Raw genomic sequence first — 19567 nt, forward strand, 5'->3', positions numbered from 1 at the left:
GTGGAGATCGGGGGACGCTTCGGCCGCCTCTACACCTGGCTCGACTGGCCGGTCCGGCTGGTCGGGCTCAACCTGCTGTGGATCCTGGGCGTGCTGGCCGGACTGGTCGTGGCCGGCCTGGCCCCCAGCACCCACGCCCTGTACGCGCTCCAGCGCGCCTACCTGCTCGGCCGATCGCCGCGGATGTGGCGGGACTTCTGGTCGCAGTGGCGAGCGCACCTGCCGGCCTCGCAACCGGCGCTCGGCGTGCCGCTGCTGACGGTGTGGGTGCTCCTGTTCTACCTGCTGGCCGCCCGGGGCACGCCGCTCGCGCCGGGGCTCGCCGTCCTGCTGTTCCTCTATCTCGCCACGCTGCTGCAGTTGCCCGCGGTGCTGGCACACCTGGACGTGGGCCCGGTCCGGGCCTGGCGGATCACGATCGTGCTCGCGTGGAAGAGACCGGGGACGACACTGGGCGCAGCCCTCCTGGCCGCCGCCCTCGTCGCAGGCGCCTGGTTCCTGACGCCCGCCGCGCTCCCGTTCTTCGTCCCGGCGCTCCCGGCCCTGCTGGGGACCCTGGCCGCGCGCCGAACGCTGCCCGGTGATCGGGTGGTCAGCCGCGCAGACCGGTCGCGGCCGCGTGGTAGCCGAGGCTGGAGGAGATCTGGTCGGCGTATTCGATGACCGTCATGGCCAGCTCGTCCTGGCGCTTGGCGAGGTTCATCGCCGACAGCGGACCGGACACCGACAACGCGGCGACGATGCGACCGGTCCTGTCACGGATCGGCGCGGCCAGGCAGGCGCGGCCGAACGCCAGCTCTTCGACCTCGGTCGCGTAGCCGCGCCGGCGTACATCCTCCAGCGCCGCCGTCAGGCCCTCGAGATCGACGATCGTGTGCGGGGTGTAGCTGGCGTACGACCGGCCGAGCAGCTCGCCGATCTCGGCCGGTGACAGCTCGCTGATCAGTGCCTTGCCCATCCCGGTGGCGTGCAGCGGCCCGCCGCGGCCGACCAGCGTCGTGGGACGCGGCGCGCTGGGGCCTTCGAAGTGGCACAGGTAGAACAGACTCGGACCGTGCCGCTCGGCCACGTTGGCGCCCAGGCCGAGGGCTCGCGCGAGATTCTGGGCCGGCTGGCGCGATTGCTGGTGGACCGGGGAGTGATTGAGGGCGACGCCCGCCAGCGTGACCACTCGCGGGCCGATGGAGTACAGGCCGCTGCGCTCGTCGTGCGCCAGGTAGCCCAGCGTGACCAGCGCGCCGACCAGGCGCGACACCGTCGACTGGCCCAACCCCGTGCCGGCGACCAGCTCGGAGATCCGGCGCGCGGGGTATTCCTCGCTGAAAGCGGAGAGCAGAGACAGCGCACGCTCCACGCTCTGTGTTCCACCTGCGGATTCACGCGCCGACACGCGGGCCACCATGAACTTCACCTGTCCCAAATCGCGGAATTGCCATCCACATCGTAGATGACATGCCTCTCTCATGTGACGACCTTCCGCGGGACATCGCTCTGTCATATGGATGAAACATCTGCTATACAGGTCACTAATCTGAATGAGCCGAGGAGTGCTGATGCCCGCCCTTCGCCGAACATCCCTCACCCTCATCGCCGCGGCACTGCTCGTGAGCGCCCTGTCCGCCCCTGCCTCAGCCACCCCTCCTGCCGAGACCGCCCTTGAACCGTGGACCCTGGTCAAGACCGTCATGGAACCGGAATATCAGGAGTCGGGCACGTGGCTGCCAGGCACCCTGTCCGGATTCGCCGGCGGACAGGCCCGCTACAGCAACAAACCCGGCGACACCGCCTCCTGGTCGCTGACCGCCCCGAAGGCCGGCACGTACGAGGTCGACGTGTGGTACCCCCCGTTCCACACCAGCGCGCGCAACGCCGCGTACACCCTCACACCCGGCGGCGGCACGCATGTCGTCGACCAGCGCGAGGACGGCGGGTACTGGCGCGCGCTCGGATCGGTGACCGCCACCGCGGGACAGGACGTCACGGTGAAGCTCACCACCGGACCCGACCTCACCCCCACCGAGCCTCTCGACGAGTACGCCCGCACCTACGCCGTCCGGCTGCGGCAGGGCGGCCCGCTCAACCCGCCACCCCGCAACGGACCCGACCTCGGCGCCTACCACCTCGCGTTCGCCGACGAGTTCACCAAACCCATCGACTGGGCGAACGGCCCGTGGGATCCGCGCACCGACATCCGGGGAAACAGCTCGCAGCGCGCCCAGAACGTCCGTTTCGATCCGGACGTGGCAGGCACCGACGGCGCCGCCGTCATCGACCTGAAAGCTGAGACAGACCGCGGCAAGCCCTTCACCGGCGGCGGCCTGGTCTCCAAACAACTCATGCGCCACGGCTACTACGAGACCCGCGTCCGGATCAACGAGGGGCCTGGCTGGCATCCCGCGTTCTGGTCCATGTGCGGCGGCGCCGACGGCGTCCACACGTGTCAGCTCGCCGAGATCGACGGCTTCGAGATCGACTCCATCCACCCGAACCGGGTGATCCACAACGTCTTCGACCACCGCCCCCCGCGCCGGCAGCTGACCAGCGGCTGGTACGACGTGGGCGCCGACCTGTCCCAGGGCTGGCATGTCTTCGGCTACGAGTACGACGAGGCCGGTGTGCGGTTCTTCGTCGACGGCAGTCAGCGTGCCTACCTGGCCTACCCCGCGGGTCCTTTCGTACACGACTGGATGAAGGTCTGGCTGACCGCGGTCGCCTACAACGACTACCCCGACACCGGGCAACTGCCCGCGACCGTCGCCTTCGACTACTTCCGCTTCTACGAGAAGGACTCCTACGGCGACAACGACGGCCCGGCCGCCGCCGGCTACACCGAGAGCGGTCCCGGCTGGGCCAAGTCGTCCCTGCCCGGCTTCGGCGCGCTGACTTCGCGGCAATCATGCCAGCAGGGGGCCGCCGCCGAGTGGAAGGTGAAGGCGCCGGCCACGGGCCGCTACGAGGCGTTCGTCTACCGTACGGGGGCCGAGGGAGGCAACACTCAGGCGCTCGCGACGCTGAGCCGTGGCTCGGCCCGGCTGACGGAGCGGAGGATCGACTTCAGCGCCGCCGGTGCCGCCTGGATCTCTCTCGGCCAGGTCGACGCGTCACCGACGGACGACTTCACCTTCGGATTGGCGCGGGACGGGGCGGGATGCATCCGCGCCGACACGGTGAAACTCACACGTCGTTGAAGCGCCGACCGGTCGCACGAGGGAGCGGACGTGCGCATAACCCTGGGGGGACCCGCCACCGGACCTCGGGGCCGCCGGACGCGCTCGGCCCCGAGGTCGCGGGTGTCATGGAGGTGGGCAGCCCGCCCGGCTTGCCACGGCCCGACCCCGGCCGGGCGCAGGGGCGGCAGGCCGCCGAGAGACCACCCGGGGTTCCGGTAGCAATGAAGAAATTTCCAACGAAGTAACCACTGGCCACCCCCGGTGTTTACGGGCCGTTCTGGGCCGAACGCCGCTTCCGCCCGAACACACCGGGAAGCCCGAGGGGAAGAAATTCGGATGACACGCCGGGCCGAGACCGGTTTCATGATCTGATGTCTCGAAGCCCCCGCCGCCGCGAACACTCCCAGCCAGGGGCACCAGCCTCACGGCCCGATACTCCCGAAGCTGCCACCAAGTGCCAACTAGCTCTCTGTCCATGCGCTGAAATTTCGAGGTCGAACCGATGAATCAGGGCACCCATCCCGAAGAACTGCCGGCCGAGGTCCTGGACGACGCGGCCGGCGTGGCCGGGGCAGAGATCACTCTTCTCAGTCGCCTTCCCGGAGGCGTCAATGGGGGCGCCATGCGCGTCCAGTTGGCCGGAAGGGCAAATGCAGTGCTCAAAGCAGTGCCCCGGGCACACCCCAACCACCTGGATGAGACGTTGCGGGCCCAGAGAGTGGTCGAGCACATGCGTAGGCGCGGCTATCCCACCCCGGCCTGGCTCGGAGTGGGGGCCACAACCACTCATGTATGGCATCTGATGGACTTTGTTGACGCGGCTCCCGCGCCAGATCTGACCCCGTCCCTCGTTGAGCAGCTGATGGAGATCATCGAACTCCAGGCCGGCCAAGCCTCCGAGCCCTACGACCACTGGTCGTACGCCTGGCGGGTCGCCACCGGTCAGGAATCGGCTGTCGCCGGGCTGGATTTCAACGAGACACCGGAGCAGTCGCGTCTCCGCCAGTCCGTGGCCAGGCTCTCGGGGTATTCCTCCGCGGTGTCGGCCTTGGTCGAGCGCCTGCGGCTCGTGTGTGCCGACGTCCCACCACCACGACAGGCACCTGACATGGTCCATGCCGATCTCTCAACCCCCAGCAACATCCTGGTCCGTGACGGAACGGTGGTGGCGGTCGTGGATATCGGGAACGCAGGAAGCGGCACGCGGGCGACCGATCTCACCACCCTCGTGTGGTACACCTTCCAGGACCCGCTGCTGGACGGTGTCCGAAGGCGGCTGTGGACGAGAATCCTCGACCTGGTCGACTGGGAGGAGGCGGCGGTGCTCACAGCGGCACAGATCCTCCTCATGCTCGAGGTCCCCATCCGTCACGGGCGCCACGATGTCGTTCCAGGGGTGGTCAAGCGCGGCCATCGCACCCTCGACGAGCTGAACGCGCTTCGCTGACCCTACGGAGGGCGTTCGCGGAAACTGGCCCCACCGTTCCGACCTTCACATCCTGGTGCAAGTCCCGGACGGGACCATGACCGCGTCCGCGATCATCTGACTCGACGAGCACAACCGGACCACCGAGTCCGAACCCGTCGGCACACACACCGCCATCGGCGGCTCGGCCTGGGCCGTGCCCTCCCGCTGCACAGCATGGACCCGATCGCGGCCCGGTGGCCGAGCTCGCCACCGAGAAGATCACCGTCACCCTGGACGGGCACCGGGCAGACCAAGCTCGGCGCCGTGATCGGCGACGGCATCGCTCTGCCCGCCGGCACCGTACTGTCACTTGGCACTGGTTGTTCCCCAGCCGCCGAGCGGGCCAGCCCTGCCGCCCTGACCATCTCTCCGCCCTCCTCAACGAGATCGGCATTCCAGCGGCCGCCGCCCGCGGTGCTGCGATCCGGCAGCAACTCCTGGAGATGCCTGCCCCCGTCGTCGCCGACGCCCTCAGCTACCACGACAAGACCACCACCCGCCTCCTTCGGGAAGGCGGCGGGGCCTGGAACCGCTACGCCGCCGGAGAACACGGAACGTCACCATCAGGCCCATAGGACTGACAACTCGCGACAGTTGAATAGGCGAGCCCGCCAGTACCGAGGGCCAAGACCGCCTCCGCAGAGCTGGACCCGCACCGGCAGGGATGGACTTTTGCACCAGCTCCGGCACAGTGCGTTGCAGCATCTCGCAGACCGGACGGACCACCCCGGAGTCGCAGGCAAGAGCCGCCACCAGCAGCACCTGGCCAGCCTCTACGTCCGCCTGGGCGAGGAGACCTCCGCGCGCGTCACCGCCGAAGCTGACCCCGCCCAGCGCCGCCGTCCCCGCTAATTCAGTACCCCGGCGCCCAGGTGTCGCCCACCGCCTGACCAGCCCCGGGGTCAGGGACCGGCCAAGACCGTGATCAGCTTGCGAGCAGCGGCTCTCGTCAGGCGCCGCAGTGCCTGACCGGTCCTTTCGCCATCCCCGCGCGGCGCGATCACCGTGCCCTGAACCACTGCGTCGAAGGCGGTGTCGAACCGCTCGCGCCCGACCTTGCCCACCAGCGTGGTGAGGTACCTCAGCTGTTTGTCGGTGACCGGCCCGGCTCAGCTTCGGGACGACGTTCACGCCGTTGGGCACCGCCAGCACCGGTCGCTGCGCGATCGTCGGCTCAGCATGCTCGGTGACCCCAGTTCAGGCCGCACCTGCAGTGGGCGTCGTGCGCCACTTCGAGCCCAGCGCCTCGTACACGAGTTTGTCGCCGTAGCGCTTGGTGTCGCGCGTGAATCCCGACATCACAGCAGCGTTCCACGAGTTGCCGACAGTTTCGACCCGCTCGACCGACGCTGTGCGCTGCACAGGCGGTGCCTTGCCGTTCCGAGTGCCGAACTCGTGGCCCTCTACCGTAATCGAACCGAGACATCAGCCGGACGACGCTCCGTTATCGCAGGTCAGACTCTACTTCGTTGGAAATTTCTTCATTGCTACCGGAACCCCGTGGAGGAGAGCGCCTGAGCGGTCGTAGCCCGGCCGTCGTTCGAACCTGGCACGCTCAACGTGAGCTGTTAGTAGAAGACGTACGGGCGAAGCCCGTGCCTTTGTGGAAGGGGATGTTTATCGCACAAAGCGAGCGCCTTTACAATGTAGATTTATAGGCACGCGCGTGTCGCACTAGAGAGGACGGCCACACGAACCCACAACCGGACTGTTGGCTGACAGCCACGGCTGTGGAATGCGCCGAGCCCGGCATCAAGGAACCCCGCCGTCGCGGCCGGTCACCGCCCCCTCGGCCAGATCCTCATCGTCGATGCCGACCTGGACCAGCGACCGCCCGCGCCCGCCTGTTCGGTGACGCCCGGTCGTGCTGACCTCGCTGGCCGGCCGTGCCGTCGCCATCTCGGCCCAGCCGACCTTCGTCATCGGCCGGTGGACGATGCTCGTCTGGCCGGTGGGCCACCTGTCGTTGCGTCTGGCGGCGGAGACCCCAGCCGCAGGACCCGGGTGAAGGCCGGCTGACCCGCGGGCCCCGCCCATCTAGCAGGTGATCTTCTGGGTGAGGCCGGTCCTGCTGTCGGTCTTCTCCCCGTCCATCCACACCCGCCAGGTGGAAGTACCGCTGCACTTGGCCGGCAGGGAAACCCTGGTGGTGCTGGCGTGGGGGGCGTACCAGCCGTCGTCGTTCACGGTGTCCCAGCCCCACCAGGCCTTGCGCTGAATCTTGATCTTCATGTCGCCGCAGCCGCTGCCGACCCAGGCACCGTATCCGGTGACCCAGGAAACTCCGGTCTTCTTCACATAGCCGGGCGAAAGGCTGCAGGAGGCGGCGCTGGCGGGGCTGGCCACGGTGAGAAGGCCGGCGGTGAGAGCGAGGGCGGCCGATCTGCGCATAGTCGAAAACTCCCCGTTCACTGATTTCGGCTGACGCGAAGTCATGTTAGGGAGGAGCGGTATGTCGAGGGACGAAGCGGGTTCTCCAGGTCGGCCACGGTCGAACGGGAACGGGTGTGCCGGTGCTCGCCTCGGGATTGTCCGCCGCGTTCTCCGCCGCGCGGCTGGGCAACAGGTCGTCGTAGGCGGCGACGGAGGGCAGGGGGCGGGTGTCGATCGGAAACCCGTCCAGGCTTGCCACCGACTCCACCGCCGCGGTGCCGGGAGTGGTGCCCGGCGTCGCGGGCGGCCTGGAGGGCGCGCGTAGCGGCGCTGGGCGGCGCGGCGATCACCGACCCGCAGTACCGGCGCCAGTGCCTCGGCGCCTCGTAACGATCAACTGCGGTGACTGAGCGTTTCAGCGAGCGATTCCCGCCAGATGAAACGCTCAGTCACACATCTACGGCAGGATGTTGATGACCTCGGCAAGGCGCTCGGGGGCTGAACTGCTGAGCCGCGCGTGCCATGCCCATGAGGGCTGATCCCAGCTCATGACCGGCTTGATCATCGCCACCTGGCGCTCGAACTCCTCCGGCTTCAGGTCACGGTTGGACCCCGCCGACGACTGCCGGGGGTAGGCGGCACGAGGGGATGTCGGGTGAGCCCCCGGCCCTGGGTGCCAAGTGCCATCGAGAGTGTGTCAGTGAGCATTGCCGCCCGGATGTCAGCGGACTCCGCGCCACGAAAGTGTCAGCGGCGGCCTTTGCGCAGGCGACGGACGGAAGGCGATGGCACTTGAGTAGGGAGCTACTCAGGTTCGGTGGGGCTGACCGGAGGACTCTCGGAATGACGGAGAAGAAGTCATAGGGAGCTCTCGTGCACAACACCCTCATCGGCCGGCGGAGTGTCCGTCGGCGTCTGTTGGCCGCGCTCACGGTTCTCATGGTGGCCGCGACCCTGTGGTCGCCATCGCCTGGGGCTGCTGCCCATGCCGGCACCACGACGAAAATCGAAACGACGAACGACTGGACGTGGTCGTATCTCTTTGAGATTCGCCGCCGTTTCCCCTCCCCCGAGAGGTGCGTGGACGTCGACAACGGTTACACGTTCGACGGTGCCAACGTGAAGCAGTGGGCCTGCGCCAACGTGCCACAGCAGCGTTGGCAGTACCTTCCCGAGCAGCCTGGGAGCGAGTGGTTCTGGGTACGGGCCCAGCACAGCGGCAAATGCCTGGATGTGGATCGGGGTCTGACGCACAACGGGGCGAACGTCCAGCAGTGGACCTGCTCCTACGTGCCCCAGCAAATGTGGCGGTGGAAGTACGCCTACACCGACGCCTGGTGGAACACCTTCTACTTCCTGGAGAACAAGAAGAGCGGCACGTGCCTGGACGTGGATCGTGGCCTCACGGACAACGGGGCCAACATCCAGATATGGACCTGCGATGAGTGGGCCAACGGGCAGTTGTGGTATTTCCGCCGCGTGTGAAGGGCACAAAGCGTTGAATGGGGGGTGCCGGCCGGACAGGGCTGGCGCCCCAGGTGAGCATTTGACCTTGACGCGGCGGAAAGATCTTTAACTGGTGACATGCGGATCGGAGAGCTTGCCGTCGGGAGACTGAGGCTAACGGGGGTGGTCGGTGGTCCGAACCGGCCTGCCAAGGCCCTCCTCTTGATATGGATGACCTGTGCGGCGTCGTGTTCTGGAGGGGGCGCGCTCGCACACGAGGCGGTCCGGCCGGCAGCGCTGCGGCTCGCCGGCCGGACCTCTTTACCGTGTCCCCGTCGACGCTCCGGCGACTGTCGGTAGAATCGGGGGCCGTCGGCTGGGGTGGCCGCAGGGTGAATGGATGCGGCGTCGGGCGGTCGGGCCGGAGTCTGCGGGCTGACCTGAAAAGGGTAGGGCCCCTCGTCGCGAGATTCCATCAGAAACTCGGCCCCCGGAAACGTGATCGACCTCACGCCTTTGGTAAGGCATGCTGCACCGCCAGCGCCTTTGGTCGATTCAGTGAAGCCCGAGTGATACGCGTGCGCTCCTGAGTTCGCGCGTTGGCGTCAGAAACGAAGGGTGCGCAGGCCGGTGCGGATTTCGCTGACCAGGATCTCGGGCTGTTCCAAGGCGGCGAAGTGCCCGCCCTTGTCGGCCTCGCCGTAGTGGATCAGATTGTTGTAGGTGTCTTCGATCCAGCTTCGTGGCAGGCGTGGGATGTCCCTCGGGAAGACGGTCACCGCGACCGGAAGCGTCAGCTTCGGGCCGGCGAGAGTGCCCGATTTGTTCTCCCAGTAGATGCGGCCGGACGACGCTGCGCTGTTGGTGAACCAGTAGAGGGATATCGCGTCGAGCATGTCGTCCATGCTGAGGGCGTCCTCGGCGAGCCCGTGGTTGTCGGTCTTGGACTGGAACTTCTCGTAGATCCAGGCTGCCTGACCAGCGGGAGAGTCCGCCAGGGCGAATCCGACAGTCTCCGGCTTCGTGCCCTGAAGGTGGTTCGACCCACCGAGATCGCCGGTGTAGAAGGCGAGGGTCTCCACGGCGTAGCGCTGTTCGGGCGACAAGGTGTCGGGTATCTGTGCGGGAAAGGCGTACTGGGTGTTCAGATGAATTCCGAGAAGCCCCTCAGGTTGCATGGCCCCGAGGGCGGTGGTGACGACGGCACCCCAATCGCCGCCTTGCGCGGCCCATCTCGTGTAGCCGAGACGCTTCATCAGCTCCACCCACGCGCTTGCGATGCGCGATACAGTCCAGCCGGTCTCCGTGGGCTTCTGGGAGAACCCGAACCCGGGGAGCGACGGGACGACGACGTCGAATGAATCGGCGGCGTCGCCTCCGAACGAAACCGGATCGGTCAGCGGGCCGATCAGCTTCAGGAACTCGACGATCGAGCCCGGCCATCCGTGCGTGAGTATCAGCGGCATCGCGTTGGGATTCTTGGACCTGACATGGATGAAGTGGATGTCCAGCCCATCAATCTCGGTCAGGAATTGGGGGAAGCGATTGAGCTCGGACTCGAAGCGCCGCCAGTCGTAGCCGCGCTCCCAGTAGTCGACCAGAAATCTGGCGTTCTCTACGCGGACCCCTTGCGACCAGTCGCCCACCGTTTCCGGATCCGGCCATCGAGTTCTGGCCAGTCGCTGCTTCACGTCGTCGATCTCCGAATCCGAGATCGAGACGGTGAACGGGCGGACGAGGGTCGAGGTCGGCGGCGTCGGTGCGGTCATTGCCTTCTTCTCTTCTCCTGAGCTTCGAAGCACAGCACAACTCTCCGTTGCACACTGGTGTGCAATCTACTTCATTGCACACTGGTGTGCAATGATGGTGGCGTGCCCACCGAGTCCTCCCGCGTGCGCTCGATGAACGAGACACGTGATCGCATCCTCGACGTCGCCCTCGATGTGTTGGGAGAGAACCCCGACGCCGGAATGGGCGACATCGCCTCCGCTGCCGGCGTCGTCCGTCGCACGGTCTATGGCCATTTCCCATCGCGCCTCGACCTGGTTCGGACACTCACGGAACGGGCCGTCACCGAGGTGACAGCCGTGCTCACCGAAGCCAACGCCTCCGACGCGGAAGCGGACGCGACGTGGGTCGAATTCATCGCCCGCCTCTGGCCGCTGGCGCACCGGTACCGAGTGCTGTTGGCGCTGCGCCGCGGCGAGTACGGGGAGGCGATCCACGGCCTGCTCGGGCCAGTCGATGAGCTTCTCGCCGACCTCGTGAAACGGGGCCAGGACAGCGACGTGTTCGCACAGCACCTACCGGCAGGCATTCTGAGCCAGGTTGCCTACGGCGTCGTGTTCGCCATCGCGGACAGCGACCAGTCGAACGGGACCCTCGGCGCCCGAGCAGCGACGATCACGAGCCTGCTGATGCTGGGAGTTCCCGAGACGCGCGCAATCGCTCTCGTGGGCGACCAGCCCTGACCCGCAGCACCCGAGCGGAGCCGCGGATCGTCCTGCTTCGGACACGACATCGACACCGCACCCCGCCAAGAATCCAGTGAGAACAAACAGTGTGATCGCGACGATGTGAGTGGCACGGCGCGGCTGGAGAGTGTGCCCGAGCAGCCTGCCTCCCTCTCAGGCTGGCCCGTCGCCGACTTCTCACAAATGACCATTTTCGGGACGGTCCTTCATGGACAGCTCCGGCCTGCACGTCCTGCTCGCCCACGCCTTCGAGTGCGCCACCGAGGGCACCACGGTCTGCCTGGCGGCCGCCCGCGGCGGGCCCGCTCTCAGACATCTCAGGCAGGTCCACGATCAGGTGGCCGCCGGGCCGGTGAACCCGATTCAGGTAGCCGGCCAGCTCCTCCAGCTCACGGAGGTGGACCGCCACCTGCCCGTCTACGCGACGGTGGAGGAGGCCATCGTCACCATGCTCGTGACGCCGGGCAACCCGGCCCGACACCGGCCCAACGAGAGCTCCCAGGGGACCTTCGCGCGGAGTGCTGACGGCTCCGGTGCGCCGTGATAGACCGGGCTGTAGACGGCGCGTCTTTCGGGCCCGACCTGACGGCAGTTCCTGTCGGCCCAGGCCCACCGTACTCTCGCGTGTGACTTTCTCACCGTGGACACAGAGTTCCTCGGAGCCTCTTTGTCCTCTATAGCGCCAGGACCTGGGCTTATCTACTGGTACTCCGGCTTCTTGGCCCCCGCTCGGGTCCGCGTCACCAGCCGCATAGTAGCGCTGAGTAATCGTTGTCACTTTGCGTGGCCGCGAGGACCGTCCCATGGCGCCCTAACCAGGGGTCGATCCCGGCCGATGTCAAGCACACTTGACACCATGGCGGCCTCCTCCTACCGTGTCAAGTGTCCTTGACATCTCACCGCAGGAGGGCGACCCGTGCAAGAACACACCACGACCGGGGACTACCGGGAGTCGACCAAGGCAACCGTCCGGCTCGTGCTCTGGACACTCGCCTGGACGGCGACCCTCGCCTCAGCCAAGTTCGGTCCCGAACTCTTGTGGGACTCTCAGCAACCGGTGGCAAGCTGGGCCGCGGTCGCCGTCAATCTGGCCGTCGGCATCGGATGGATCGTCGCCTTCACTCGCTTTCTTCAGAGAATCGATGAGTTGCAGCGCAAGGTCACGCAGGAGGCTCTGGCCATCTCCCTCGGAGCAGGGTGGGTCGGCGGATTCGCCTATGTCGTCGCGGATGCCGCTGGCCTCATCGCTTACGACGTCAACACCGCAATCCTGCCCGCGCTCCTGGGAGTCGTCTTCTTGATCGCCTATGCCGCTGGCATGATCAGATACCGATGAAGAACCGTATTACGGAACTCCGGGCCGAACGCGATTGGACACAGGCCGATCTAGCTCAGCGGATCAGCGTGTCGAGGCAGACGATCAACGCGATCGAAAAAGGCAAGTTCGACCCGAGCCTTCCCGTCGCCTTCCGCCTCGCCAAGGTGTTCGACCTGACGATCGAAGAAGTCTTTCTCGACGAGCAGTAGAATATTATTCGAAGCAGCTGGACCCCGTGCGCCGGCGCATTCTGGAGCTACTCGCCGACGGTAGAAGGAAAAGAATGATGCGCCCATGAAATACACCGTCTCCATCGAGATCGCCCTGCCGCGGGAGAAGGCGGTCCAGCTGCTCGCCGACCCGGCACACCTGCCGAAATGGCTGCGGGGCCTGGTGCTGCACGAGCCGCTGAATGGGGAGCACGGGCAGCCCGGCACCAAGTCGCGGGTCGTGATGCAGATGGGTCAGCGGAAGTTCGAGGGCACTGAGACCATCACACGCCGGGAACCGGCAGACCTGCGCGAGATCCCGAAAACGAGCGTCGTTCACTTCGACCGCGAGATCGTCGGCGAGGGCATGTGGAGCGCCGCGCGCGATCGGCTGACCGAAGCCAGCCCGGAAACGACGCTCTGGGAGAGCGAAAACGAATACCGGTTCAGCGGCTTTCTGATGAAGCTGGTGGGACTTCTGATGCCCGGCGCCTTCCGCAAGCAGTCGCAACAGCACATGCAGGACTTCAAGGCGTTCGCCGAGTTGGGAAAGGACGTCCGCGAAGCGACGGACTGATCTGCCGTAACTGGTCAGGCGTCTGACGCCGTGGCGTGTTGATCTTCCCTTCGTTCGTAGATGACCGCTGGGGCAAGCTCCACCGGCGCTGTCTGGAGATGACCGTTGCCGAAGGCGGCGAGGCCGGCGCTGCGGCGCGCGAAACGCTCCGCAGCCATCGAGGCATCCGTCCGGAGTGGCTGGCGATCCGGGCCGCACTCACCCGGCCGGGCCGGCGCTGTAGCTCAGACCCAGAACCCCATATTCGAGCGGGACACCTTCAGCGCGCGCTCGTCGGCGGCGTCTGCCCTGACGACCGTGGCCCCTCGGTCGCCAGCGCCTCGGCCTGCCCCTCCGCCGAGAAGCGCGACACCGCGATGACGTTGCGGTCGCCTTGGTGGCGTTGAGCGCCAGCCGTACCAGGCTCGGGCCGAGCTTGCCCCCGGCCCCAGGATCAGAATGTCGCCGTCGAGCGCGGCACTGGGCCGTGCCAGCCGTTCCTCGAGTTCCGCTACGGGTACGCGCCCGTACTCCCCCTCATTTACGGTCCAGACCGTAAGTTTGTCACCGTTGCGCTGTCAATGGGGGTGCACGTCAGGGCCCGGATATGATTCAGCCATCATGGAGCTTTTCTTGTTGTCCAATTCCAGAAACCACGGCCACGGCTTCCTCGAGCACGTCCTCGACGAGGTGAGCGACTTCATCGGGCCGGGCGGGCACCTGGCGTTCGTGCCGTTCGCGCTGAAGGATCACGACGCCTACACCAAGGTCGTGGCGGAGGCGCTCGCGCCGCGCGGCATCACGGTGACCGGCGTGCACGCGACCGCCGACCCGCTGCGCGCGGTGGCCGAGGCCGAGGTGCTGTTCATCGGGGGCGGCAACTCCTTTCGCCTGCTGAAGACACTCCAGCGCACCGGGCTGCGCGAGGTCGTGCGCGAGCGGGTCCTGGCGGGCGAGCTGCGCTACATGGGGTCGAGCGCCGGCACCAACATGGCCTGCCCGACTCTGCGCACGAGCAACGACATGCCGATCGCCGAGCCTGACTCCTTCGAGGCGCTCGGGCTGGTGCCGTTCCAGATCAACCCGCACTACCTCGATCCCGACCCGTCCAGCACGCACATGGGCGAGACCCGGCAGCAGCGGCTGGAGGAGTTTCTGGAGGACAACGACGTGCCGGTGCTGGGGCTGCGCGAGGGCACGTGGCTGCGGGTCAGCGGATCCACGGCACGCCTGGGCGGCGCGAAGGCCGCGCGGTTGTTCACGCGGGGTGCCGAGCCGCGCGAGCTGGCCCCGGGCAGCGACGTGCCGGAGCTGCTGACGATGACGCCTCACTTCGACAGCTGACCCCCACCTCAGGGAGGGCGCCGGTCCGCCGCGAAAGCCCCCGGGAATAGGACCCCGGGAAAGGACCACAGCCCGACCGGCTCCCGGAACGTGACGAAAGCCCTCAGGCCAGGCCTGAGGGCTTTCGTGGCGCCGGGCCCAGAAAAGAACGGCCGGAAGGGCCGCTGGGCTCAGGAAGCCCGGCCGGAGGTCTGCAGGGTGGTCATCTCGCCGTACAGCGACACCAGGCGGTCGAACTCGGTCCGGTCGTAGAAGGAGACCCCGCCCCGGCCGAAGTCCTTGGCCACCTCGATGCAGAAGCGCACCGCCGACTCCACGCTGCGCAGGTCGGTGGCCCCCGTGGCGGACCCGGCGACCGGCGTCTCCGTGGTGATGGCCACCCCCACCACCGGCGCGCTCGTGGCGGTGGCCGGCTGCAGGATCGAGTTCAGGTGGTGGACGTCGTTGCCGTAGGGCGTGATGTCCTGCATGGCCAGCGGGAAGACCACGGGCAGGCGGCCGGTGACGCGCTGCTGGATGGCCAGCAGGTCCTCGCTGGTGCGCAGGATCCAGCCCTGCTTGACTGTCGGCGACAGTGCGAAGCCGTTGTGGTTGACGACCCGGTTCCCCTTGGTGGTGTCGACGGAGAGGATCGCGTCGGCGGTGAGGTCGATCTCGTGCTTGTTCATGTCCTCGATCTCCACGGGCGAGTCCATGAACGGCACCGGGTCGTGCGGCCGCGTGGGGGCGTCCGGGCAGATGTGGGTGCCGATGACCACGTCGCCGGCGAGGACGTCGCCGCGTTCGTGCATCACGGCAAGCTTGGCGGCGGCGGCGATCGCGGTCAGCGCGCCGTCGCCATCGGAGACGAAGCCGATCTGCTCGGGCCGGGCGCCGAGGCCGCCGAGGCGGCCGACGATGCTGAGCGTGGGCGCCGTCCCGCCGATCCGCCGACCGTGGGAGCCGGGGATCACCGTGCGGATGAAGTCCGTGGTGCCCTTGTCGCCCTTGATGGTCTGGACGACGACCTCCTCCGCCCCCGCCGAGCGGAGGTGGGCGGCGACCGCCCGGCCGTCGACCGACGGATCGTCGAGCAGCTCGAAGGCGTCGATGACGTGGCGCCAACTCATATGTTCACAGCCCTTTCCTTGTCGTGCATCGCGTAGGACGCCATGAGTCCGGCCGCGAGTACGGCGTCCACTGCGGGGACGCCCAGTTCCTTGGTGATGCGCGGAGCCAGCCCGATCGTGGTCAGGCCGGTGCAGGCGAACAGCACCGCCTCCGCCCCCGCCTCGACGAGCCGCCGCGCGGCCGCCACCGATCGGTCGGCGGCCCCGGGTTCCAGCAGGTCGGTGGTGCGGCGCACGCCCTCGGGGCGCAGGGAGGCGGCCAGCCTGTCGCCGAGCACCGCCCGCACCGCCTCGGGCGCCTCGTCGTTGAGCCCGAGCACGCCGACCCGGCCGCCGAGCGCGAGCGCCGTCGCGGCTCCCGACGAGCCCGCCCCCACCACGGGGATGGGGACGGCGGCGCGCGTCTCGGCGAGCGCGGGGTCGGCGGCGCAGCTGATGAGCACGCAGCTCGCGCCCTCGGCCGCGAGTTCCTCCGCGACCTTGACGATCTTCGGTACGGCCCGCGCGAACGACTCGTCGTCGTGCACGCCGTACTGCTGGCCGGGGATACACGCCGAGCGGGTCCGCAGGCCGTACCTCTGCTCGATCCACCGGCCGTGCGCACCGACGAAGGCGGGATCGTCGCTGGTGATCACGCGGACCACGCCGAGGACGCTCACGCGACGACCTCCCCCGCCAGCCGGGCCACGACGGAGCGCGCGAGCAGCGCCGGCACGCCCGCGGCCGCCGCGGCGGCCCGGCGCATGGCGTCGGTGTAACCCATACAGTCCAACACGATCCACTCCGCACCCGCGCCGACCAGCCTCCGTGCCGCCTCCGCCACCGTGCGCTCGGCGCCCTCCCGGTACGGCGTGGCGGCGGCGACCAGTGCGCCCGGCCACTTGGCCCGGCTCATCTCCTCCTGCTCGGGCAGGGGGCAGACGACGCCGAGCCGGCCGGAGCCGGTCAGCCCGCGCACCCCGGCCACGAGCAGGCTCTCGGCGAGCAGCAGCGGCCTGGCGTGGCGCAGCGGCGGGAAGTGGCCGGTGCAGACGACCAGCGTCGCATCGACGCCGGTCGCCTCCAGCCACTCGATGGCGTCCTGGACCCGCACCACGATCAGGTCGTGGTCGAGGTCGACGGACGAGCCGTCGTCGAGCCTGGTGGTCAACACCTCCCCGGACTGCTCGCCGGGGGCCAGCACGGCGATCTCCGCGCGCGTCAGGCCGTCCAGCGCACCGCGCTCGACCAGCTCTACGGGCGGCAGCCAGGCCGTCATCTCCGGGACCATGTCCACGCGCGGCGACTGGCCGATCGTGACGATTCCGAGCCTTGCCATCCCTATTCCTTTCCACCGCCGAAGATGCGGCTGATGTCGGAGAGCGAGGATCCGGCGATGATGCCGGAGCCGATCAGGTTGAGGTCCTTCTCGGCCTCTGACTTGCCCCTGACGCGGGTCCACACGACCCTGGCCACCAGTGCGGCCATGACGAACCAGCAGGCGTAGGGGGTCAGGATGAGCAGGCCGGTGGCGAGCATGACGCCCATCTGCCGCTCCGGGCCGCCGACGAGCTGGACGAGCGCGCCGGGCACCGCCCACAGCAGCAGGTTGACGAGCGTGGAACTGTCGGTGAGGCCCGCCTTGACGGTCTCGGCGTAGACGGCGGACACCGGGGGGATCTGGCCGTCGCCGAAGTACGACTGCCAGGCCAGCGCGACCACGACGAGGGCGACGCCGAAGCCGACGAGCTGGGCGATGTACTGCTGCTTGCGGCCGGCCTTCTCCACCAGCCGGTAAGGGGTGGAGCCCTGGCGGAGGATCCAGCCGGCCTTGAGGTCGTAGCCCATGTCGGCGAAGGCGGGGCCGGTCGCGGCCACGTAGGCGACGAACAGCGCGAGCGGCACGGTCGGGATGCCGACCACCAGGCCGAGCACCAGGAAGATCAGCGTGACGGCGAAGGCGGGGAACCACCCGGAGTGCATGGCCGCCAGTCCCACGATGAGCTCGTGGACGAGCGCGCCGAAGGCGGCCAGCAGGACCCAGCCGAGCGTCTGCAGCGGAGTGAGCTCCCCGAGCACGCCGCCCAGCACCGCCACCACGACGGCGCCCAGCAGGAACAGCACGTAGCCCTCAACGAGTGCGCGGCGCAGGCCCCGCTCGTTGACGGTCTCGACCGCGGCCTCGGGGATGCGCACCTCGACCGCGTTCTGCTTGCTGCCGCCGCCCTTGCCCCGCATGAGCAGCCAGACGGCCTGGGCGAGCGCGACCACGCCGGCGCCGACCATGAAGCCGTGCGGGATGTACTGCTCCGCGAGGTTCAGCCCGAACCACTCGTCGCTGTACTGCCGCACGCCCAGGCCCAGGCCGAACGCGCCGAGCGCCCAGATGTTGCCGATCAGCGCCACGCCGGCGGCCGACAGCGGCAGCGCGGCGCCGCCGACCCTGAGCCAGGATCCGGCGAAGCCGACCAGCCCGCCGATGCCGAGCACGACGGCCTTCCTGCCGCCCTCGTCGCCGGCGACCAGCGTCTCACCGGCCGCCACCCCGGCCGGCCAGGCGGCGCGGCCTGGGAACAGCTTGGAGTCGAAGACGCGATAGAGCACCCACGAGTCGACCACCAGCCCGATCGCCGCACCGACGAGCATCGGCCAGATCAGGTCGGTACGGCCGAGCACGAACGGCACCGCGATCGGCACCAGCAGCGAGTTGGCCGCCGCGAACGTGGCACCGGAGATGGCGCTCTGCACCAGGTTCTGCCGGTGGATGGAGCGCATCTTCCGCAGGTGCATGATGGGGACGCGGCCCACGAGCATGGCGACGAGGGCACCGATGACCGCGGTATTGGGGCTGACGCCGAGGGTGGTGATCATGTGGAGGCCGATGAAGGCCCCCACCACCGACAGCAGCACGGTCAGGATCAGGACGACCGGCTCGACGGCCTTCGGGTGTGACTCCGGACCGTGCAGGTCGGCACCCTTCTGGGTTGTCGTGAAGGACATGTTTCTCCAACGCGGCCAGGCCGCGGCTTACTCAGGGCCACCGAGGATGGAGCCGAGGCGGCGAGCCGCCTCCCGCACGAGCTCGACGACACTGTCGAGCCTGTCCTCCATACGCTCCTGCGTTCCGATGACAACGACGGAACCCACGACCTCGCCGAGGGCGTAGCACGGCGCCGCCACCGAGGTGACGTTGGCGTCGAACTCGCCGTGGGTGATTGCGACGCCTTCGTCGCGGATTTCGGCGTAACGCCGAAGGAGCCGGTCCAGGTCGGTCACGGTGTGCTCATTGAAGCGGGCGAGCCTGCCGGCCAGGAGCCGCCGGACCTCCGCCTCTGGGTAGAAGGCGAAGATGGCGTGTCCGGCGGCGCCGCCGTGCGCGGGGATCGTCTCGCCCACGGTGGCCGAGTAGCGCACGGGGCCGTCGGCGTCGACGGCCACCGCGCAGCGGTAGAACGCCCCGTGCGGGACATTCAGGATGGCGCTCTCCCCGGCCTGGCGGGCCAGCTCGGCCAGCACCGGCCGGGCGGCGGCCTCCAGGCTGCCGCCCCGCTCGGCGGCCCTGGCCAGCACGCTGACGGCGGGGCCCAGGCGGTAACGCCGGCTGGCCGGGTCGGCCGTGACGAAGCCACGCCCAACCAGGGTGACGAGGAGCCGCTGTGTGATCGACTTGTCGAGGCCCAGGGCGCGCGACAGCTCGGTCACCCCCCAGTCGGGGCGATCACGGAACGCCAGGAGGACCTGAAGCGCCCGGTCCGCAGTCTGAAGCATCGCACCTCCGTCAGCGCAGCAGGCCGTTGTTGCGGATATAGCAACACTGTTGCAATATCCGACCCACGTAGACTGCCTGATCGATGTGCAATGCGTCAAATAAACATAAAAACACCCGACTGGGCGATATTTCGGGTTATGCCGTCACTCGCCGAGCCCCAGCCGGCCGTCCTGCCTGGGACAGAGGTCACGGAGTGGCGACCTCACGGGCGCCCGAGCCCCAGACCGCAGATCGCTCAGACGGCGTCGGACCGGCCGTCTATCCCCACTGAGGCGCTGCGCCCGGGCGCGGTACGCGCCGGCGCCCGGGGATCGACATCGACCCCGCCACCGACCGGACCGTGACGTCGGTG

The 19567-nt window shown here is 68.3% G+C and carries 21 protein-coding genes; 11 read left to right on the top strand and 10 right to left on the bottom strand.

Annotated features, from left to right (window positions below; translation table 11 throughout):
- Nucleotides 1-663, top strand: a complete 663-nt coding sequence (locus tag ACFPZ3_RS09610) for a YesL family protein (RefSeq protein ID WP_379513636.1) — start codon at nt 1-3, stop codon at nt 661-663.
- On the opposite strand, the gene ACFPZ3_RS09615 is transcribed toward ACFPZ3_RS09610, so the two are convergent.
- A complete protein-coding gene (locus ACFPZ3_RS09615; protein WP_379513637.1) occupies nt 593-1354 on the bottom strand; it encodes an IclR family transcriptional regulator in 762 nt (253 codons plus the stop codon). The genes ACFPZ3_RS09610 and ACFPZ3_RS09615 overlap by 71 nt on opposite strands.
- 199 nt (nt 1355-1553) lie before the next feature.
- On the opposite strand from ACFPZ3_RS09615, the gene ACFPZ3_RS09620 reads away from it, so the two are divergent.
- The 3 genes from ACFPZ3_RS09620 (at nt 1554) to ACFPZ3_RS09630 (ending at nt 5490) form a co-directional block, all read left to right on the top strand.
- Entirely contained in the window at nt 1554-3188 is a 1635-nt protein-coding gene (locus ACFPZ3_RS09620) for a golvesin C-terminal-like domain-containing protein (RefSeq protein ID WP_379513638.1), read from the top strand.
- Between the two features lie 484 nt (nt 3189-3672).
- Entirely contained in the window at nt 3673-4617 is a 945-nt protein-coding gene (locus ACFPZ3_RS09625; RefSeq protein WP_379513639.1) for a phosphotransferase family protein, read from the top strand.
- A gap of 717 nt (nt 4618-5334) precedes the next feature.
- Nucleotides 5335-5490 carry a hypothetical protein gene (locus ACFPZ3_RS09630; RefSeq protein WP_379513640.1) on the top strand — a complete coding sequence of 52 codons (156 nt, stop codon included), beginning with the start codon at nt 5335-5337 and terminating at the stop codon, nt 5488-5490.
- 50 nt (nt 5491-5540) lie between these two features.
- Here ACFPZ3_RS09630 and ACFPZ3_RS09635 read toward each other — a convergent pair whose 3' ends face one another.
- From ACFPZ3_RS09635 to ACFPZ3_RS09645, 3 genes are all read right to left on the bottom strand, one after another.
- Nucleotides 5541-5702: a hypothetical protein gene (locus ACFPZ3_RS09635; RefSeq protein WP_379513641.1), complete on the bottom strand. Its 162-nt coding sequence runs from the start codon at nt 5700-5702 to the stop codon at nt 5541-5543.
- A 688-nt stretch (nt 5703-6390) separates the two neighbouring features.
- Nucleotides 6391-6561: a hypothetical protein gene (locus tag ACFPZ3_RS09640; protein ID WP_379513642.1), complete on the bottom strand. Its 171-nt coding sequence runs from the start codon at nt 6559-6561 to the stop codon at nt 6391-6393.
- Nucleotides 6562-6675: 114 nt separating this feature from the next.
- On the bottom strand, nt 6676-7029 hold the full coding sequence (locus ACFPZ3_RS09645; RefSeq protein WP_379513643.1) for a hypothetical protein: 354 nt from the start codon (nt 7027-7029) through the stop codon (nt 6676-6678).
- A gap of 921 nt (nt 7030-7950) precedes the next feature.
- Between ACFPZ3_RS09645 and ACFPZ3_RS09650 the strand changes: the two genes are divergently transcribed.
- Entirely contained in the window at nt 7951-8496 is a 546-nt protein-coding gene (locus ACFPZ3_RS09650) for an RICIN domain-containing protein (protein ID WP_379513770.1), read from the top strand.
- A gap of 566 nt (nt 8497-9062) precedes the next feature.
- Here ACFPZ3_RS09650 and ACFPZ3_RS09655 read toward each other — a convergent pair.
- Complete coding sequence (locus tag ACFPZ3_RS09655) at nt 9063-10226, bottom strand: epoxide hydrolase family protein (protein ID WP_379513644.1); 1164 nt, start codon at nt 10224-10226, stop codon at nt 9063-9065.
- Between the two features lie 102 nt (nt 10227-10328).
- On the opposite strand from ACFPZ3_RS09655, the gene ACFPZ3_RS09660 reads away from it, so the two are divergent.
- The 6 genes from ACFPZ3_RS09660 to pepE all read left to right on the top strand — a co-directional run bounded on the left by ACFPZ3_RS09660 (nt 10329) and on the right by pepE (nt 14358).
- Nucleotides 10329-10928 (top strand): TetR/AcrR family transcriptional regulator, encoded by a 600-nt coding sequence (locus tag ACFPZ3_RS09660; RefSeq protein WP_379513645.1) that lies wholly within the window; start codon nt 10329-10331, stop codon nt 10926-10928.
- 211 nt (nt 10929-11139) lie between these two features.
- Entirely contained in the window at nt 11140-11475 is a 336-nt protein-coding gene (locus tag ACFPZ3_RS09665) for an STAS domain-containing protein (protein WP_379513646.1), read from the top strand.
- 372 nt (nt 11476-11847) lie between these two features.
- Nucleotides 11848-12267 carry a hypothetical protein gene (locus tag ACFPZ3_RS09670; RefSeq protein WP_379513647.1) on the top strand — a complete coding sequence of 140 codons (420 nt, stop codon included), beginning with the start codon at nt 11848-11850 and terminating at the stop codon, nt 12265-12267.
- Entirely contained in the window at nt 12264-12458 is a 195-nt protein-coding gene (locus ACFPZ3_RS09675) for a helix-turn-helix transcriptional regulator (protein WP_285778997.1), read from the top strand. The genes ACFPZ3_RS09670 and ACFPZ3_RS09675 overlap by 4 nt, the downstream gene beginning before the upstream one ends.
- Before the next feature lie 85 nt (nt 12459-12543).
- A complete protein-coding gene (locus ACFPZ3_RS09680; protein ID WP_379513648.1) occupies nt 12544-13035 on the top strand; it encodes an SRPBCC family protein in 492 nt (163 codons plus the stop codon).
- A 600-nt stretch (nt 13036-13635) separates the two neighbouring features.
- Nucleotides 13636-14358: a dipeptidase PepE gene (gene pepE, locus ACFPZ3_RS09685; RefSeq protein WP_379513649.1), complete on the top strand. Its 723-nt coding sequence runs from the start codon at nt 13636-13638 to the stop codon at nt 14356-14358.
- 170 nt (nt 14359-14528) lie between these two features.
- Here the strand turns inward: pepE and ACFPZ3_RS09690 are convergent, their stop codons facing one another.
- Genes ACFPZ3_RS09690 through ACFPZ3_RS09710 form a run of 5 tightly spaced genes read right to left on the bottom strand, consistent with a single transcriptional unit; the run spans nt 14529 to nt 19214 of the window.
- Nucleotides 14529-15467, bottom strand: a complete 939-nt coding sequence (locus ACFPZ3_RS09690; protein ID WP_379513650.1) for a DUF1177 domain-containing protein — start codon at nt 15465-15467, stop codon at nt 14529-14531.
- Nucleotides 15464-16126 (bottom strand): aspartate/glutamate racemase family protein, encoded by a 663-nt coding sequence (locus ACFPZ3_RS09695; RefSeq protein WP_379513651.1) that lies wholly within the window; start codon nt 16124-16126, stop codon nt 15464-15466. Before ACFPZ3_RS09695 ends, ACFPZ3_RS09690 begins: the two co-directional genes overlap by 4 nt.
- Nucleotides 16123-16785 carry an AroM family protein gene (locus ACFPZ3_RS09700; protein WP_379513652.1) on the bottom strand — a complete coding sequence of 221 codons (663 nt, stop codon included), beginning with the start codon at nt 16783-16785 and terminating at the stop codon, nt 16123-16125. The genes ACFPZ3_RS09695 and ACFPZ3_RS09700 overlap by 4 nt, the downstream gene beginning before the upstream one ends.
- A gap of 2 nt (nt 16786-16787) precedes the next feature.
- On the bottom strand, nt 16788-18446 hold the full coding sequence (locus ACFPZ3_RS09705) for an OPT/YSL family transporter (RefSeq protein ID WP_379513653.1): 1659 nt from the start codon (nt 18444-18446) through the stop codon (nt 16788-16790).
- Between the two features lie 27 nt (nt 18447-18473).
- Entirely contained in the window at nt 18474-19214 is a 741-nt protein-coding gene (locus tag ACFPZ3_RS09710; RefSeq protein WP_379513654.1) for an IclR family transcriptional regulator, read from the bottom strand.
- Between the last annotated feature and the right edge of the window lie 353 nt (nt 19215-19567).

The sequence above is a fragment of the Nonomuraea insulae genome, from assembly GCF_042656245.1.

What these genes read in the sequence shown, in the direction of transcription:
- ACFPZ3_RS09690 (WP_379513650.1), bottom strand. Translation starts at nt 15,467, where the DNA reads ATGAGTTGGCGCCACGTCATCGACGCCTTCGAGCTGCTCGACGATCCG.
- ACFPZ3_RS09710 (WP_379513654.1), bottom strand. Translation starts at nt 19,214, where the DNA reads ATGCTTCAGACTGCGGACCGGGCGCTTCAGGTCCTCCTGGCGTTCCGT.
- ACFPZ3_RS09625 (WP_379513639.1), top strand. Translation starts at nt 3,673, where the DNA reads ATGAATCAGGGCACCCATCCCGAAGAACTGCCGGCCGAGGTCCTGGAC.
- pepE (WP_379513649.1), top strand. Translation starts at nt 13,636, where the DNA reads ATGGAGCTTTTCTTGTTGTCCAATTCCAGAAACCACGGCCACGGCTTC.
- ACFPZ3_RS09675 (WP_285778997.1), top strand. Translation starts at nt 12,264, where the DNA reads ATGAAGAACCGTATTACGGAACTCCGGGCCGAACGCGATTGGACACAG.
- ACFPZ3_RS09705 (WP_379513653.1), bottom strand. Translation starts at nt 18,446, where the DNA reads ATGTCCTTCACGACAACCCAGAAGGGTGCCGACCTGCACGGTCCGGAG.
- ACFPZ3_RS09650 (WP_379513770.1), top strand. Translation starts at nt 7,951, where the DNA reads ATGGTGGCCGCGACCCTGTGGTCGCCATCGCCTGGGGCTGCTGCCCAT.
- ACFPZ3_RS09620 (WP_379513638.1), top strand. Translation starts at nt 1,554, where the DNA reads ATGCCCGCCCTTCGCCGAACATCCCTCACCCTCATCGCCGCGGCACTG.
- ACFPZ3_RS09700 (WP_379513652.1), bottom strand. Translation starts at nt 16,785, where the DNA reads ATGGCAAGGCTCGGAATCGTCACGATCGGCCAGTCGCCGCGCGTGGAC.
- ACFPZ3_RS09665 (WP_379513646.1), top strand. Translation starts at nt 11,140, where the DNA reads ATGGACAGCTCCGGCCTGCACGTCCTGCTCGCCCACGCCTTCGAGTGC.
- ACFPZ3_RS09640 (WP_379513642.1), bottom strand. Translation starts at nt 6,561, where the DNA reads ATGACGAAGGTCGGCTGGGCCGAGATGGCGACGGCACGGCCGGCCAGC.
- ACFPZ3_RS09655 (WP_379513644.1), bottom strand. Translation starts at nt 10,226, where the DNA reads ATGACCGCACCGACGCCGCCGACCTCGACCCTCGTCCGCCCGTTCACC.
- ACFPZ3_RS09645 (WP_379513643.1), bottom strand. Translation starts at nt 7,029, where the DNA reads ATGCGCAGATCGGCCGCCCTCGCTCTCACCGCCGGCCTTCTCACCGTG.
- ACFPZ3_RS09680 (WP_379513648.1), top strand. Translation starts at nt 12,544, where the DNA reads ATGAAATACACCGTCTCCATCGAGATCGCCCTGCCGCGGGAGAAGGCG.